General features: G+C 43.3%; 14 protein-coding genes and 1 riboswitch. Of the genes, 11 read left to right on the plus strand and 3 right to left on the minus strand.

Annotated elements, in window-relative coordinates:
* Positions 1-387: 387 nt before the first annotated feature.
* Positions 388-2,379 (minus strand): excinuclease ABC subunit UvrB, encoded by a 1,992-nt coding sequence (uvrB, locus tag PODO_RS27380; RefSeq protein WP_036678623.1) that lies wholly within the window; start codon positions 2,377-2,379, stop codon positions 388-390.
* 179 nt (positions 2,380-2,558) lie between these two features.
* Between uvrB and PODO_RS27385 the strand changes: the two genes are divergently transcribed.
* Both PODO_RS27385 and PODO_RS27390 read left to right on the plus strand, forming a co-directional pair.
* Entirely contained in the window at positions 2,559-3,341 is a 783-nt protein-coding gene (locus tag PODO_RS27385; RefSeq protein ID WP_038573511.1) for a flagellar motor protein, read from the plus strand.
* Positions 3,338-4,168, plus strand: coding sequence for a flagellar motor protein MotB (locus PODO_RS27390; protein ID WP_038573513.1), 831 nt, complete (start codon positions 3,338-3,340; stop codon positions 4,166-4,168). The genes PODO_RS27385 and PODO_RS27390 overlap by 4 nt, the downstream gene beginning before the upstream one ends.
* Before the next feature lie 428 nt (positions 4,169-4,596).
* Here the strand turns inward: PODO_RS27390 and gcvH are convergent, their stop codons facing one another.
* Complete coding sequence (gene gcvH / locus PODO_RS27395; RefSeq protein ID WP_036678614.1) at positions 4,597-4,989, minus strand: glycine cleavage system protein GcvH; 393 nt, start codon at positions 4,987-4,989, stop codon at positions 4,597-4,599.
* Between the two features lie 226 nt (positions 4,990-5,215).
* A riboswitch (glycine riboswitch) is annotated at positions 5,216-5,314 on the plus strand.
* A gap of 186 nt (positions 5,315-5,500) precedes the next feature.
* Here gcvH and gcvT point away from each other — a divergent pair.
* From gcvT to gcvPB, 3 genes are all read left to right on the plus strand, one after another.
* Entirely contained in the window at positions 5,501-6,613 is a 1,113-nt protein-coding gene (gene gcvT / locus PODO_RS27400) for a glycine cleavage system aminomethyltransferase GcvT (RefSeq protein WP_038573515.1), read from the plus strand.
* 106 nt (positions 6,614-6,719) lie between these two features.
* Positions 6,720-8,072, plus strand: coding sequence for an aminomethyl-transferring glycine dehydrogenase subunit GcvPA (gene gcvPA, locus PODO_RS27405; RefSeq protein ID WP_038573517.1), 1,353 nt, complete (start codon positions 6,720-6,722; stop codon positions 8,070-8,072).
* Positions 8,069-9,529: an aminomethyl-transferring glycine dehydrogenase subunit GcvPB gene (gene gcvPB / locus PODO_RS27410; RefSeq protein WP_036678605.1), complete on the plus strand. Its 1,461-nt coding sequence runs from the start codon at positions 8,069-8,071 to the stop codon at positions 9,527-9,529. The genes gcvPA and gcvPB overlap by 4 nt, the downstream gene beginning before the upstream one ends.
* 118 nt (positions 9,530-9,647) lie before the next feature.
* Here the strand turns inward: gcvPB and PODO_RS27415 are convergent, their stop codons facing one another.
* The gene (locus PODO_RS27415) at positions 9,648-10,439 is read right to left on the minus strand and encodes a helix-turn-helix transcriptional regulator (RefSeq protein WP_038573519.1); all 792 of its coding nucleotides are present in this window, start codon (positions 10,437-10,439) and stop codon (positions 9,648-9,650) included.
* 313 nt (positions 10,440-10,752) lie between these two features.
* Here PODO_RS27415 and PODO_RS27420 point away from each other — a divergent pair, with 313 nt between their 5' ends.
* The 6 genes from PODO_RS27420 to PODO_RS27450 all read left to right on the plus strand — a co-directional run bounded on the left by PODO_RS27420 (position 10,753) and on the right by PODO_RS27450 (position 17,568).
* Entirely contained in the window at positions 10,753-11,226 is a 474-nt protein-coding gene (locus PODO_RS27420) for a GyrI-like domain-containing protein (RefSeq protein ID WP_051491031.1), read from the plus strand.
* A gap of 437 nt (positions 11,227-11,663) precedes the next feature.
* The gene (locus PODO_RS27430) at positions 11,664-11,918 is read left to right on the plus strand and encodes a hypothetical protein (protein WP_036678596.1); all 255 of its coding nucleotides are present in this window, start codon (positions 11,664-11,666) and stop codon (positions 11,916-11,918) included.
* 12 nt (positions 11,919-11,930) lie between these two features.
* Positions 11,931-12,179, plus strand: a complete 249-nt coding sequence (locus PODO_RS27435) for a hypothetical protein (protein ID WP_036678593.1) — start codon at positions 11,931-11,933, stop codon at positions 12,177-12,179.
* Between the two features lie 208 nt (positions 12,180-12,387).
* Positions 12,388-14,616: a peptidase domain-containing ABC transporter gene (locus PODO_RS27440; RefSeq protein WP_370510553.1), complete on the plus strand. Its 2,229-nt coding sequence runs from the start codon at positions 12,388-12,390 to the stop codon at positions 14,614-14,616.
* On the plus strand, positions 14,613-16,271 hold the full coding sequence (locus PODO_RS27445; protein ID WP_038573521.1) for a beta-barrel domain-containing protein: 1,659 nt from the start codon (positions 14,613-14,615) through the stop codon (positions 16,269-16,271). Before PODO_RS27440 ends, PODO_RS27445 begins: the two co-directional genes overlap by 4 nt.
* A gap of 16 nt (positions 16,272-16,287) precedes the next feature.
* Positions 16,288-17,568 (plus strand): hypothetical protein, encoded by a 1,281-nt coding sequence (locus PODO_RS27450; protein ID WP_038573523.1) that lies wholly within the window; start codon positions 16,288-16,290, stop codon positions 17,566-17,568.
* Positions 17,569-17,601: the final 33 nt, after the last annotated feature.

Below are 17,601 nucleotides of genomic sequence, written 5' to 3' on the forward strand. Positions count from 1 at the left end.
CCCCAAGGGTTGCACCCTCTGGACACCCGCATTTTCTGGAGAAGGAGTATGGTGGGACGTAACTTAGTGACTATAATGCTCAGAGCGCTTATCCCTGCGGGACCGCTTGGACATTCTCGCACTACCTAAAAGCAGGTACAAGCAACTGTCATAGACGTTGCATGGTGCTGTCCCTGCGGGATACGCATAAGTACCAAGTACATTGCCTGGTGCTGTCCTACGGGATACGCGTAAGTGCCAAGTACATTGCGGGCGCTGTCCCTGCGGGATACGTTTAAGTGCCATAAACATTACTGGATACGCGGCCCTCTATTGATTCAAAAAGAACGGTCTAGGACAGCACCGTTCAATACCTATTTTAAATATCGGTGATGCATTAATGGTTTGTTACTCAGCCCGAAGCTCCAGCAATGCGTCGCGCAGCTCTGCCGCGCGTTCGAATTGCAGGTTCTTGGCAGCGTCCTTCATTTCAGCTTCCAGACGTTGGATCAGACTTTGTTTTTCTTTCTTATTCATCTTGCCACCAACACCTGTGAGATAATCGGCTTTAGACTCAGCAACCTTCGTCGCCTCGATGATGTCACGCACTTTTTTATTAATGGTGGTTGGGGTAATGCCATGTTTCTCATTATGAGCAATCTGAATGGCGCGACGGCGCGATGTTTCGCTCATCGCTTTCTCCATCGAATCAGTGATCCGATCACCATACATGATTACACGACCCTCAGAGTTACGAGCCGCACGGCCAATCGTCTGAATTAGTGAACGTTCGGAACGAAGGAACCCTTCTTTATCGGCATCGAGAATTGCAACTAAAGATACCTCCGGTAAGTCGAGACCTTCTCTCAGGAGGTTAATCCCTACCAGGACATGGAACGTACCGAGACGAAGATCCCGCAAGATCGCCATCCGTTCCAGTGTTTTGATGTCAGAGTGCATATAACGAACCTTAATACCGATTTCCTTAAAGTAGTCTGTCAGATCCTCCGACATCTTCTTCGTCAAAGTGGTAACGAGTACACGTTCATCACGTTCGACCCGGTCACGGATTTCGCTAATCAGATCATCGATCTGGCCTTCTGTAGGACGAACCTCAATGATTGGATCCAATAGCCCAGTCGGACGGATAATCTGCTGCACCATAGTTTCGCAGTGTTCCATTTCATAAGGTCCAGGTGTCGCAGAAACGTAAATGATCTGGTTCACTTTATCTTCGAACTCTTCGAACTGAAGCGGACGGTTATCCAGCGCAGAAGGCAGACGGAAACCATGCTCTACCAACACTGTCTTACGCGCCCGGTCACCGTTATACATCGCCCGAATTTGCGGAAGGGTAACATGGGATTCATCTACGACAATTAACATATCATCAGGAAAATAATCCATTAACGTATATGGAGTTGCTCCTGGCTCCCTGAAGGTTAGTGGCCCGGAATAGTTCTCAATCCCCGAACAGAAACCCACTTCCTTCATCATCTCAATGTCGTAACGTGTCCGTTGTTCCAGACGTTGCGCTTCCAGAAGCTTGCCTGCGTCACGAAGCACGGTCAGCCGCTCTTCCAGCTCCCGTTCAATATTGACTATTGCTACACGCATCGTTTCTTCCTTGGTAACAAAGTGAGAAGCCGGAAAAATGGCGACATGGTCGCGTTCACCGATCAATTCACCCGTTAAAACATCAATTTCAGTGATCCGCTCAATCTCATCGCCAAACAATTCAACGCGAATCGCATGTTCACCCTGAGATGCCGGGAAGATTTCAACCACATCACCACGTACACGGAATGTTCCGCGTACAAAATTGATATCATTGCGCTGGTATTGAATATCCACCAGTCTGCTCAGAATCTCATTGCGCGGCTTCTCCATCCCAACCCGCAAGGACAACAGCAAGCTTCCGTATTCCATTGGTGAACCGAGACCGTAAATACAAGACACACTCGCTACAATAATAACGTCACGCCGTTCGAACAAGGAGCTTGTCGCGGAGTGGCGAAGTTTATCAATCTCTTCGTTAATGCTGGAATCTTTCTCAATATAAGTATCGGAGGAGGGAATGTACGCCTCTGGTTGGTAATAGTCGTAGTAGCTGACGAAATAGTCTACCGAATTATTCGGGAAAAACTCCTTAAACTCACTTGCCAGCTGGGCAGCCAGTGTCTTGTTATGCGCAATAACCAGCGTGGGGCGATTTAATTTGGAAATAACTTGCGCGACAGTAAAGGTCTTCCCTGTACCTGTCGCTCCCAGCAGCGTCTGGTGCTTCTTACCCTGCCGGATGCCTTGTAGTAATTCATCTATGGCATGAGGCTGATCGCCCTGGGGTGTATACTCGGACTCCAATTCAAAAGTCTTCGTACTGACGACAATATCACTCATTTGCCCGTCTCCCCTCTATCGTCTAAACTAGATTAATATATTATAATTGTTGTCTGAATCTTCTCTCTCCATACGATAGTAAAAAATATGGAAGATAAGAATATGTGTTCCCGTTCATTATACAGTGTTGCTTAGATCGATGCAAACCATAATACACAGAAATGTTAGGAGCTTGAAGCATGGATATTACCGCAATAATCGGCCTAGTGGCCGGACTGGCTGCGCTAATCGGCGGCTACCTCTGGGAAGGCGGAAGCCTTTCCGGACTGCTGCAGCTTAATGCAGCTTTGATTGTATTTGGAGGTACGATTGCCGCCGTAATGATCAGCTTCCCGGCAGCTAAGCTACGCTCCATTCCCACCGCTCTGCGCATGGCTTTTGGCCGCAATCCTGAACGTGATGAAGAGAAGGCAGAAGAGCTCATCGCAATGGCCACAGTGGCCCGCCGTGGCGGCGTTTTAATGCTCGAAAAACAAGCGGAGGTACATCCTGATCCTTTTACCCGTGAAGGACTGCTGCTTATCGTCGATGGCACTGACCCTGAGCAGGTAAGACAGATTTTGGAATTGGAAATGGATGCGAAAGAATTGAAGCATGAAAGCTACGCCAAGATTTTTGAAGCCGCTGGCGGATATGCTCCAACGATGGGGATCATCGGTACAGTTATGGGACTCATTAGGGTACTGGGCAACCTTACAGACCCATCAAATCTAGGTACCTCTATCGCAGTAGCGTTCACTGCAACACTGTACGGAGTAGCCATCGCTAATCTAATATTTTTACCCATTGCTTCCAAAATCAAATCCCGCAGCCAAAGTGAGCTGCATAGCATGGAGATGCTGCTAGTAGGCATTCTTTCTCTACAAAACGGGGATCATCCGTTGCTGGTGCGTAAAAAACTGAACTCCTTCATTTCAGACACCACCACAGATGACCGTGCAGAAGCAAGAGGTTTTATATGAGACAAAGAGACCGGCGCAAACGGCGGGTAGAGAATCGAGAAAGCCGTGATCGTTGGATGATTACTTACGCAGATCTAATTACGCTTTTACTTATATTTTTCGTTATATTGTATGCGATGAGCAGCCTGGACACTGACAAATATAATATCGTTACCGGCTCTTTATCCCAGACTTTCAAGTCGAGCAGCACTGTTCTTGAAGGCGGGGATGGTATTTTAGATGCTGGAAAGACCCCTGACAACAAACCAGAGAGTACAGATGGGAATGCGAACGCAACTGCAAAACCAAATGACGGTTCTGATGAACAAACGGAGAATGAAACACCTTCAGCACGGGAGTTGGCTTTTCGAGAACAAGAGGCGAAGCTTGCTGAGTTAATGGGTGTGATCACCCACTATGTGGAGGAGAATAATCTCGGTGAACAAATATTTGTAGCCGACAAACCGCAGGGCATAGAAATCACGCTCAGCGACCGTTTTCTTTTTGATGTGGGTAAAGCAGATGTGAAGTCACCAGCCCTTCCTGCTCTTCAGCAGTTGTCTGGCTTATTCAAAGATATCGGAGCAACGATCAGCATTGAAGGACATACGGATAATACACCAGTGTCATCAGCTTCACGTTATAACGACAATTGGGAGCTATCGGGTGCTCGTGCGCTTTCTGTGCTGCGCTTTTTCTTAGATAATGAAGGACTGAACCCGGACACTTTTCAATATGCAGGTTATGCCGATACCCGACCAACAGCAGATAATACTACGGTAGCAGGCAAACAGAAAAATCGACGCGTAGAGATCATTGTACTTCGACAGCTTCAAGAGGTGGAATAAAATATAGTTGCTTGCGCTCAGAGCTAAGTTCGGCGGCAGGGGCCTTTGCAATTACCACATTGAGCTTACAAGGGGCTTCATCCAATTTAATTAGCGAAAACCTCCCTGATTATTCACCTATTATCGTATCCAATCGCGGAATGAGGGAATTCCCCCCTGATTATTACTCTTTTTAGTCTGAAATAGTGGTTTTACCGAGATGATTAGGGAGGAATTTCCTAAAACCCTAACTCTCACGCTATAATCGTCTAAAATGAGGGAGGTTTTCCCTAATTCCATACTCCACTAGACCCTCAAACCACTCGATTGGGTTTACGAATACTCGCACAATCTACATAAGAAACACAAACAGCAAGTCCCCGAATCACAGAAACTTGCTGCTAAAAATATCACACTTGATCAGACTATTTTCCGTCCCCGATTTCCAATTATTCAGCAACTAACGCGCTATAACCAGCTGCATCTAACAGACCTTTTACAGCATCAGCATACTCTCCATCAACTTCAATCTCAAAAATCCAACCCCCGCCATACGGCTGATCATTGATAAGCTCCGGACTAGCTTCTAATCCATCATTCACCTTGGTAACCGTCCCAGAGACGGGCGAATACAACTCCGATACCGTCTTAACGGATTCGATACTGCCTACGCTGTCACCGGCTGAAATGGTCGATCCTACCTCAGGAAACTCAACAAATACGATGTCGCCTAATAAATGCTGAGCATGGTCCGTAATCCCAACACGTACTACTCGCCCTTCTACTTGCTGTGCCCATTCATGCTCTTCGCTGTAAAGAAGGTTGTCTAATACTTCACTCATTTCAAGCCGCCTCATTTCCAATTTGGAGTTCTAAATTTAGTTATAGCCTAAGTTATCCCGGCTCACAATGTCAATATTACTAACAGGAAATTTAAATTTGTCATTTTTTCGACGTTTTCTTGTTGACAGCGCCCGACTATACCCGTTTAATGGAGACATACAAGAAGAAATGACGTTGTCGTCTTTTTATAGACAATAACCGTTTCTCGAAGAAATATAATTGCGGATGATGGCATAGGGAGAGACTGTCTCACTTGAAGACGGCGCCGAAGGAGTAAGCCCTAACAGGGGTGAATCTCTCAGGCAAAAGGACCTTTGTCGGACGTATCTCTGGAGAGCATCAGACGCAAGGCTAGATGCGTCAGATCACCAACGGGGAAACCTGCAAGCTAGTTACGGCAGGGTAACTCTCAGGTACAAAGGACAGAGCAGAAAGCGATTTGTGCATTTATGCATGATTGCTTCTGCCTGTCCTTTTTTCGTATGTAATCAGATCAAGGGGAGTGACGACATGGATGCTTTGAGAAGAACACCTTTTTATGATCTCTATTCCGCTTATGCGGAATCCAGATGCATTGACTTCGGTGGCTGGGAGCTGCCAGTACAGTTTACAGGTATCGTAAAAGAGCATGAAGCCGTTCGCCAGCAGGCTGGGCTGTTCGATGTCTCGCATATGGGTGAATTCATGGTGATTGGGAGCGGTGCAGAAGCCTTTTTGCAAAAAATGACAACCAATGATGTCAGCCGTCTCACGGATGGTGCGGCACAATATACACTGCTCTGTTATCCAAATGGCGGAGTTGTCGACGATCTACTCGTGTATCGCCTAAGCGAAGGGCATTATATGCTCGTCGTTAATGCCTCCAACATCGACAAAGACTTCCAGTGGCTGCAAGAGCATTTGACCTCTGAATTCGGCGAAGTCACGCTCACTAATGTCTCTGACGAGACGCTTTTGCTCGCCTTGCAGGGTCCTCTGGCAGAGACCATTCTCGCGGAAGTTACTGATGCTCCTATTTCAACACTCAAGCCTTTCCATTTCATCGAACGCGCCACCGTTTGCGGTGTAGAGGTACTTATCTCCCGTACGGGTTATACCGGTGAAGATGGCTTCGAGATCTACGCTTCGCTGGAAGGTGCAGAAACGTTATGGAACGGACTGCTTGCTGCAGGCGCGCCTCACGGATTAACACCTGCTGGACTGGGTGCACGGGATACCCTGCGTTTTGAGGCAAAATTACCACTGTACGGTCAGGAGCTATCCGCTGACATCACCCCGCTTGAAGCAGGAGTACAGTTCTTCGTGAAGCTGGACAAAATAGACTTTATCGGACGCGATGCACTAATACAGCAAAAAGAAGCTGGGATTCCCCGTCGCCTTGTCGGCCTAGAAATGATTGATCGAGGCATTCCACGCTCCCATTATCCTGTTTGGGCAGATGGGGTTAAGATTGGTGAGGTCACAACCGGAACACAGTCCCCTACGCTGAAACGGAACCTGGGGTTGGCTTTGATTGATGCTGCTTACAGTGAAATAGGCACAGAGGTTTACGTGGAGATACGCGGTAAGCAGCTTAAGGCTGTAGTGATTAAGGCCCCTTTTTACAAGTATAAACGCCTTTAGCGTCCATATAAGGACGGTGAGCTTTTAAGCGAGAAATAGAAGGATAAAGTATAGCGTGAAAATTGTACTTTCTTATATTTTAAAAAAGCCAAGGAGTGAAACCTTAATGAAGCACCGTTATCTGCCCATGACAGAACAGGACCGCGTAGAGATGATGGAGGCCGTCGGGATTCAGTCTATAGATGAGCTGTTCTCCGATATTCCTGAAGCGGTACGTTACCAAGGCACTATGCCGATGTCTGAACCACTCGATGAATACGCCCTGCTGCGCCACATGAAAGGTTTGACTGACCAAAATGCCGACTTTGATTCTCACGCCAGCTTCCTCGGCGCCGGATTATACGATCATCACATCCCTGTGGTCATCAACCATGTCATTTCCCGTTCTGAATTCTACACTGCCTACACTCCTTATCAACCGGAGATCAGCCAAGGTGAGCTGCAAGCGATCTTCGAATTCCAATCCTACATTTGCGAACTAACCGGTATGAAAGTTGCCAATGCCAGTATGTATGATGGCGCTACAGCTTTATCCGAAGCAGCGGTTCTCGCGGCTGGCGCTACCAAACGCAAAAAATTAATCGTCTCCCGTACCGTTCATCCTGAGGCTCGCCAAGTGCTACGTACTTCGGCTAATGCTTGGGGTCTGGAGGTGGTGGAGATTGACTATAAAGACGGTCTTACCGATCAAGCTAAACTTGCTGAAGCTATCGATGAAGATACTGCCGCAGTGCTTATTCAATCGCCTAACTTCTTCGGCAGCATCGAGGATCTTCGCTCGGTTGAGCCGCTGATTCACGCGGTTAAAGGTCTTCTTGTAGTCAGCGCGAACCCAATAGCTCTTGGTGTACTTGAAACTCCGGGCAAACTTGGAGCCGACATCGTAGTGGGTGATGCTCAGCCACTCGGTATTCCAGCTTCTCTCGGGGGTCCAACTTGCGGATTCTTTGCCGTAGCTGATCACCTGATGCGCCGCATGCCAGGCCGGATCGTTGGCCAAACGGTAGACCGTAACGGTAAACGTGGCTTCGTTCTTACACTTCAAGCGCGTGAGCAGCATATTCGTCGTGAAAAAGCGACATCGAATATCTGCTCCAATCAGGCGCTGCTGGCCCTCTGCGCATCCGTCTACTTGTCCGTTATGGGCAAAGAAGGCATGCGTGAAGTAGGCGAGCTAAATATTCGCAAAAGCCATTACGCTGCTAATAAACTCAGCGGACTAACAGGTGCTGAACTTGCCTTCTCCTCCCCATTCTTTAACGAATTTGTCGTGAAGCTTCCTGAAGGCAGCAGTGTGGCCTCTATTAATTTGAAGCTGCTGAAGGAAGGTTATCTTGGGGGTTATGATCTGGGTCGTGATTATCCTGAACTTGCTGGACAAATGCTGGTTGCCGTAACGGAAAAAAGAAGCAAAACCGAAATCGACCAATTCGCTAGCACACTGGAGGGCTGTTTATGAAACCGGAGCAAAGTCTAATTTTTGAATTAAGCCGTCCGGGCCGTTCGGCCTATTCTTTGCCACTATGCGATGTGCCGCAGGAAGAAACCTTGGAATCCCTAATTCCATCGGATTTACTCCGTAGCGAACCCGTCGTACTTCCAGAAGTATCGGAAGTGGATGTCATTCGCCACTACACTTCTCTTTCACGTCGCAACTTTGGTGTAGACAATGGCTTCTATCCTCTCGGTTCATGCACGATGAAATACAATCCGAAGATTAACGAAGATGTTGCCCGCTTCTCCGGCTTCGCCAAAATTCATCCCTACCAACCAGAAGAAAGTATTCAAGGCGCACTGGAATTAATGTATACCCTACAAAATGATCTGTCCGCGCTGACGGGCATGGATGCAGTATCCTTACAGCCTGCCGCAGGTGCTCATGGTGAATGGACCGGCCTCATGATGATCCGCGCCTACCATGAAAGTCGCGGCGAGACGCGTACTAAGGTTATCGTGCCGGATTCCTCGCACGGAACCAATCCTGCTAGTGCCTCAGCAGCAGGACTTGAAACGATCACGATCCCTTCCACAGATAAAGGAATGGTCGATCTTGAAGCACTGAAGGCAGCCGTCGGTAGCGACACAGCCGCACTGATGCTGACTAACCCAAGCACACTCGGCTTGTTCGAGACCCAAATTGTCGAGATTGCTGAGATCGTGCATGAAGCAGGGGGCTTACTCTATTACGATGGAGCCAACTCCAATGCCATTATGGGCATTACCCGCCCTGGCGACATGGGCTTTGACGTTGTGCATCTGAACTTGCATAAGACAATGAGCACCCCACATGGCGGTGGCGGCCCTGGAGCCGGACCAGTCGGCGTAAAATCTATCCTCATTCCATTCTTGCCACAACCTACTGTGGTAAAGAATGAAGATAGCAGCTTCTCACTTCACTTCGGTGGTCCTGAATCTATTGGACGCGTGAAAGCTTTTTATGGAAACTTTGGTATTCTGGTTCGTGCCTATGCCTATATCCGGACCTATGGTCCAGACGGACTGCGTGAGGTATCCGAAAATGCTGTGCTGAATGCGAACTATATGATGCACCGTCTGGCGCCGTATTTTGAAATCCCATATCCGGGTGTATGTAAGCATGAATTCGTGATGTCCGGCAAAAACCTCAAGCAATATGGCGTGCGCACCTTAGACGTTGCTAAACGATTGCTCGACTTCGGCTACCACCCGCCAACCGTGTACTTCCCTCTGACTGTTGAGGAATGCATGATGATCGAGCCGACGGAAACCGAAAGTAAAGAAACGCTCGACGGCTTCATCGATACGATGATTCAGATTGTGAAAGAAGCGCAGGAGACACCAGAAATTGTAATCAACGCACCGCATACCACAGAGATTAGCCGTTTGGATGAGACACAGGCTGCGCGTAAGCCAGTTTTGAATTGTTCTTGCGGTTAAGTACTTATCAAAAAAATGTTCTAGACAGATAAAAGCCATCCTCCGTTGTTGATTAATTTCGGAGGATGGCTTTTATATCTTATGTACAAACGAGTATTTTGATGTTTATCATCAAAATTTACAACTTAAGTATTTCTATCAATTCCCATCTCTCGCTGATATCCATCTTACTATAAATACTCTTAACGATATTCCGCACAGTCCCCTCTTTCACATTAAGGTCATTGGAAATTTGCAACGCACCTTTTCTTAGTGACCAGTGATACGCTACCTCCCTTTCTCTGGGCGATAATCGATACGAATCACACTTTTCCTGAAATCTGTACTCAATTAACTTTGGGCTTCGTTCCTTCAACTTCAGAACAATCTTTTCGGATAATTGTTTAATAAAGAGAATCGAAAAGCCAATTTGCCTCTCGGCTTCAAATGAAATGTCGATATATCCACATATACAACCATTTATCATTATAGGAGCGCATACACAATTCCACTCTTTAAACATTGGCATACTATGCTCTTCTCCACGCACTACTGCAATTGATTTAACCTCCATCGCTAGTGAAACTGCATTTACTCCAGAGAATTGCTTCGAAAGGTTAGTTCCACTCCTAATTCCAAAATGATCTACTTTCTTCTGAAACGCTTCGAAAGGAGTAACAATATTAATAATATTGCCGGCTTGATCTGTTAAGAAAAAAACAAAGGGCAATAAGAGAAATTCCGTTACTTTCGCCAATTCTGAATGTAGTACTTCAACCAATACCTCGTAGGGAACCAGCTCTTCTATAGAAAAGGATTTTTCTGTTTTGAGGTTACTCCAAGGTTGGCAAAATTCACACAAGGAATTATTAGATTTTTTATCTAAATCATCTACCGTAAACCAAGCTCGTTCACATTCAAGAATATCCAAAACAAACCATTCTCCCAACTTATGGTATTAATTAAACAGAGCATAACACTCCATTCAAAAGAAAACAATGACATAAGTCGTGAGGTTTGTGTTAGATCAAAAAGATAAAAAATTGTTAAATAAAGTGGATTTATTGTAAAAAAAATATATTTTAGCACAGATTAACTCAAAAGGGAATATGTACTGAGGGATATGTATCTTAATAGATATTCTAGTTACTATAAAGTTATTAATCCACTCATCAGGGAGTTTAACAATTACGATAGGTTTGTGAAAATTCACATAGTTATGATCTTTTTTAGGAGGTGCTGAATTGTTTGAAATTCAAAAAAATCAAGAAATTTTGCTTGAAAATGTCCTTTCCGTTAGAAAGAAGATGAATCAAGAAGAATTACAAATAGAAATAGCTCAAACTGCAAAAATAATAGAAAAATATCAAGCAGTGAAAGCAGGACCCCTTATTACGAGCACATTCTCGGCGGAGATTGTTAATGGGGAATATTTAATGGACATGGAGATTATGATTCCTCTCAATAAGCCTTTTCCATCAGATCAAACTTATAAACACAAAAAAATTTTCCACTTAGTTAATGCCCTATCCTGCAGATTCATGGGGAACCCTGTTGGAGTACAAAGTACATATGAATCTATTATAAAGTACATATCAGATAAGGGACTTCAACAAATCACAGCATTTTATAATGTGTACACTTCAGATAACTCTGAAGCTTCCTTAGAAAAAATGATTATTGACATTTATGTAGGTGTAAATCCATCTATTTTATAAAAATGAGGAGCCGGCTATGAAAAAAAAAATAGTGATTTTCTGTTTTAGTATCACATTAATTTTCACTATCTTGAGTTTTATTTATTATATCGATACCTTTCAAGATACTACAATTACTGTATTAGGAACTCTTTTGATTTTGAATCTATTTATCATCAGTGAATGGAATAAGCTTAGACTGGGAAATCAAAATATTAAGCTTTGGAAGGTGTATTTTTCAGTTATTTGCTCAGGAATTATATTGATAGCCAAAATGAATAGGATTACTAATGGTCCCATATGGATACCCTTTTGTTTCACAGGATTTATCGCTCTCATATTAATTGGATTGAATTTTCTAGCCAAACACGAAAAATGAATATGGAATTAAATCAGGGATTTTCATTTGATCATTCACTCCCGATTTAATATAAATCATGATTAAAGGAGGTGACATAATGGAACTCAGTTTTAATCATAGTACGTTTGAAGAACTTGATTTATCTTCGTTGATGGATCTTAATGGTGGTGGCTGGTTAACTAAAGCAGTCGGCGTAGCCTCTTCAGTAGTGGGCGTTGGGGTTGCTGCTGCTGGAGTACCAGCAATCGCTAGTAGCTGCGCAATCTTAGGAGCAATTGCCACAGTACCAGCTCTTCCTGCATTAGGTTTAGCTGCTGCAGTAGCAGGCGTAGGAGTCGCAATATTTGGATAAGGGGGGATTGAATTGGAAATTTCAAGTAGTGGTTTTGAATTATTAAAAGGATCTGAATTGTACGATATTCAGGGCGGTGCTCTTTGGGGACAAATTGCAACTGGTATAGGTGGAGTTATTGCTGGAGCCACTTTAATAGCAGTTGCGGCAACAGCACCAGTTAGTCTTCCAGTAGTAGCAGCATGCGCCTTTGGCTATACTGCCTTAACTACATCTAGTATCATTGTAATTTCCGCAGGAATTGCTAATAAAAATATATAAAACACTTTCCTGAATATTTAGTAGCTCCAAGAGAATAAATATCATTCACTTGGAGCTTATTATGATTTCTATTAGGTCAGAGAAGCAATCTTCTAGTGAGGCTTATTTACAAAAAGATTTTGTTTCAGTTACGAAATCATTCTCTACATGGATAAGATATTGTTGATCCCAATGAATATGTACAAATCACTAATAGTAGGTGGGGTTTATTCTGTTTAAGAAATACTATTGTATTAAACAGCTTGATATTAAAGACTGCGGTGCAGCCTGTCTAGCAACTATCTCCAAACAATACGGTCTCAAATATCCAATCACTAAAATTCGTGAAGTAGCCGGAACTGATAAAATGGGAACCAATATATATGGACTCATAAAAGCAGCAGAAAAACTTGGGTTTACAGCAAAAGGAGTCAAGGGAAGCCATGAAGCCTTCTTCGAAAACTTCCCACTTCCCGCTATTGCCCATGTCATTATAGATCAGACATTATTACACTATGTTGTAATCCATAAAATATCAAATAAGGAAATAATTGTTGCGGATCCAGTCCAAGGCATAGTTAAATATACACCGGAAGATTTCTTCCAAATCTGGACAAGTGTCCTTATCTTAATGGTACCCACTCCTCAATTCAAAAAAGGGGACCAAACAAAAGGTCTATTTGCTCGTTTCTTTGGATTGCTGATTCCTCAAAAAAGAATGCTAGGAGGAATTTTTCTAACATCTATACTCTACACTATCTTAGGTATACTTGCTGCATTCTATTTCCAATTTCTTTTAGACGAAATTCTACCCTTTGGATTAAAAAAGACACTTAACATAATATCTGTTGGAGTCATCATTCTCTACATATTTCAAATATTATTAAATGCCTTTCGTAGCCATATCTTACTGACGTTGAGCCAAAAACTCGATATTTCACTCATACTTGGCTATTACCACCATGTGTTAAAGCTCCCAATGAATTTTTTTGGTACACGTAAGACAGGAGAAATAATATCAAGGCTTATGGATGCTTCGAAAGTACGAGATGCCATTTCCAGCGCAACACTAACCATCATGATCGATATTATCATGGTTATTGCCGGTGGAATTATTCTATATTCGCAAAGTGCTCTTTTATTCGGAATTACTATACTTATGGTGCCAATGTATCTGGTATTGGTTTGGAGCTTCCACAAACCATTTGACCGTTTAAACCGCGAACAGATGGAAAAAAATGCTCAGCTCACCTCCTATATTGTTGAATCAATAGATGGTATCGAGACAGTTAAAGCCTATCATGCAGAATCGAAAGTGGGCTATGAAACTGAACAGAAGTTCATCTCATTTCTGAGATCTGTCTTCAGTTTTGGTCTTTTCAATAACATTCAAGCCTCCCTCAAGAGTTTTGTACAACTCGTTGGAGGAGTAGCCATACTGTGGGTCGGAGCAAGACAAGTGATAAAAGGCAATATGACAATGGGCCAATTGATTACCTATAACTCGTTATTGGCTTACTTCCTGCAACCCATCCAGAACTTAATCAACCTCCAGCCCACTTTGCAAACGGCCATTGTCGCTGCTGACCGATTAGGAGAAATTCTTGATTTGGAAGCGGAGAAGCATAATGATGAGGACAAGAAGATTCAACCTGCTTCATTAAAAGGTGATATTAAATTTGATCGTGTCAGCTTCAGATACGGTACACGTTCCCTTGTACTTCATGATATCGATTTGACACTTAGACAGGGTGAGAAAATTGCCTTTGTCGGTGAGAGCGGCTCGGGTAAAACCACACTAATCAAATTAATTATGCAATTTTACCAACACGAAGAAGGCGATATCTTAATTAACAACTACAACATTAAAGATATTCATTTAGATAGCTTAAGACAGCGGATCGCATATATCTCACAGGATACTTTCTTTTTTAGCGGAACAATTCGGGAAAATCTATGTCTGGGTGTCGATCAGGATATGGATTTGGAACTGATTGTTACCGCCTGCCAAACCGCACAGGCTCACGAATTCATCAATCAGCTTCCACTCCGCTACAACACTTTGTTAGAAGAGAATGCGACCAATATTTCCGGAGGACAGAAGCAGCGACTGGCTATCGCCAGAGCGGTGCTCAAACAGCCGGATATTCTTATTATGGATGAAGCCACTAGTAACCTGGATTCTACAACGGAGAAGGCAGTATCGGAGACGATCAATGCTTTTGAAGACATGACTACGATTATTATCGCTCACCGTTTGAGTACAATCATGCGTTGTGACCGAATTTATGTCATGGATCAGGGGCGGATTATTGAGTGTGGGACACATCAGGAGCTTCTAGATTACCGTGGAAAGTACTACGGCTTGTGGAAAGATCAACTCCCCGGGGTTGAACAAAAACAAGATCACACCATTCAATATGCTGCTGCAGGAGTAGGCGAGGTGTCTCTCGTATGAGCGCACAAATACATAACTTATCAGAAATGACCGATAGCAGAGAAATCATGGAATCCAAGACCAGTCCTGTGATTTCTATTTTCATACTTATCTTATTTATTCTATTGGGGTCTGCGTTGGTCTGGTCCTATTTTGGCCAGATCGATGAAGTCGCCAAAGCCTCTGCTGTAGTTAGGCCCAATGAAAAAGTCAGTACCATTCAGACTTCATCTGTGGGAAAAGTGGAACAGGTATATATCCATGAAGGGATGCAAATTAAGCAGGGCGAGCAGTTAATTTCCTTTGAGCATAAAGAACTCGATATAGAATTATCCAATCGTAACTCCGAAATCAATAAGCTCACTAAGAAACTGCACTATCTCGAGCTTTATAAACAAAGCATTAGCAATTTAAACAATCAATTTTCTTCTGAACATGCAGACGAAGTTTACTATTATGACATGGTAGAACAATTTCTCCTTGAATACAGCCAGCAGCAGCAGACCTATCAAGGAACCCAGGATCAGCTTACAGCTGCCATTCACGAGAATATAGGTTTGCAAGAATCTTCTGCCTTTAGTGCCGAATCCAGTTTGGATAAATCTCTTCAAAATAAAATTGAACTGGAACGAAAAAAGAAACTGCTGAATGTTGAAATTACAAACGAGAAATTGCTTGTGCAATCCATCAAAGAGAATCAAAATCTGCTTCCATCTACAGATACCAAACGGACGGAACAATATAATACATACCAAATTAAATATGTGCAACTATCTAAACAATCTGCTGAGAAAAAAGAAATCTACAACCGTTCGCTCAGCTTGGGGGACCGCCTTGTGCCTCAATCTCAGATTACAGATGAACAGCATCTATATGAAAGTTCATATTTGCAAATCAACCAATTCCAAACCGAAGCCGTGCTCAGCGCAGAAAGCAATATCACCAATTACAATCAACAATTGGTTGAGATAGAGGTCAGCCTCGATTTGCTAATAAATGGGCATGATCCCTCAGTTTCAGAACGAAAAACTTTAGAAATGCAAAAGAAACAGCTGGCTGAGCAGCAAAATGATCTACTGAATCAAGAGAAACTTAACCGGTCAACCGAAAAAACCTCATTGGAAAAGTTGAAACTTGACCGTATTGTACAGATTCATTCAGCAATAGAAGAAAATAAAAGAACCTTAATTACGCTGCAAGAGGCTATTAAGCAACTTGAGCTTGAACGAAACAAAAGACTGCTCATAGCACCAATTTCTGGGACCATTAATATTTTAAAAGAAACCAACATCGGGGACATGGTACAATCCGGCGAAGCCTTGATCTCCATTATTCCTAGCAACGAGTCAAAATATAAAATGAGCATCGCCGTACCTAACGCAGAAGCAGGAAAAATAGCGATTGGCAATAAAGTTGATTTCAGCTTTTCAGCCTTCCCTAAACAAAGTTTCGGTTCCCAAAAAGGTACGATTACATCTATCAGCACAGATTCAATTGTTCAGCAAGACGGTCTAAGCTACTATTTGGTGGAAGCAACGATATCCAATGACCCACTTGTTAATCGCAGAGGTGAACGTGGAGAGCTTCGTGTAGGGATGATAGCGCAAGCCTCTGTTATTACCGACTCCAAGAAGATCATTGATTTTGTTCTTGAAAAAATCAACTTAAAGGAATAGTGAGGTTGCCAGCTAAATGTTAAAGAAAACAGCTCTCTTGATACTTTCCTTCTTATTACTTCTATTGCCGCATTCCATTACAGCTCATGCTGATACGCAGGTATCTAGTGCAACAAAATTGCTTTCCATGGAAGAAACAATCCAGCTAGCATTAACTAACTATGTAGATATCAAGCTCTCACAATGGAATATTGCAGAAACGGATTCCAAATTCTCGTATGTATCATCTGAAAAGAAAAAGCTGGAACAAAAAAATGTAGTCATAACTAGCGGACTGCTGCCAGTAAATCCTGATATTTTTATCAGTAGTATTCCTGGTTACTCTGATTTAAGTAAAGAAGAACAGGCAGGGGTTAATCAATCCATTCTCATTCAAATTATGATTAACACATCTCTGAATCAATGGGTTAGCGCTCAGACTGAAAGCCAAAACAGTTACAATCAAGAGACTAAAACAGCGCAGCTCAAGGAATTTCGTGACCAGTTGCGCACATTAGAAACAGATAAAGTAATTAATCAGTTACGACTTCAAAAAACAGAAGCCCTCATCCGCTACTACGCTGTGCAGAAATATTATCAACTCTCTTCTCTAAAAAAAACGATTGAGTATGACAAACAAGAAAGCCAATATTGGTTTCAACATTCTGTGGATACCTTGCGATCATACGAGCATGGTCTACTGTCTAAGAGAAGTTTGGACGATTTTAATCGTAAAAATGCGGAACGAAAATCTGCTTTTGAACGTAACCTTAGGAGTTATGAAGCTCAGCTAGAACAATTTAAGCTTGAGTTAGGATTATCATCCTATTCAGAAGTCCTGCTGGATGATGTCATCTCCAGTGCACCAGAGCCTGTGAATTGGAACACTGTAGTCAGCCTCTCTAGCAATTATGATTTACGCGAGGAAGATGCACGAATCACACTCGCCAAAGATAATCTTGATGCCGTCAAAGCTTTCGATGCCGGACTCGTCACTTATTATTCTGTTCTATGGGCCAGCCAGATTTCACACAAAAATATAGTACAACAACAACTCGAAGAAAAACTGGCAACTTATAGGCCGGAAGCCAATGAAATTGATTTTGAATATTCAGAGCTGAAAGAGCAGCAACTGGAGCTCGTACGCGTCTCCCAGGATAATGATACTCTCTTAAATAGCGGATTAATTTCAGCAGCTCAGGCAGATCAGAACAAGCTCGATTTACTCAACTTAAATCGGCAATTCGATAAGCAAAAAGTAAAGTACGCTTTATTCCAAGCAAAGGTTACTCTGGCTCTTAGTGGAGTCATCCTCTAATAACCATTAAATTATCATTCATAACTCAAAGGA

The organism is Paenibacillus odorifer (assembly GCF_000758725.1).
GTDB lineage: Bacteria > Bacillota > Bacilli > Paenibacillales > Paenibacillaceae > Paenibacillus_AQ > Paenibacillus_AQ odorifer.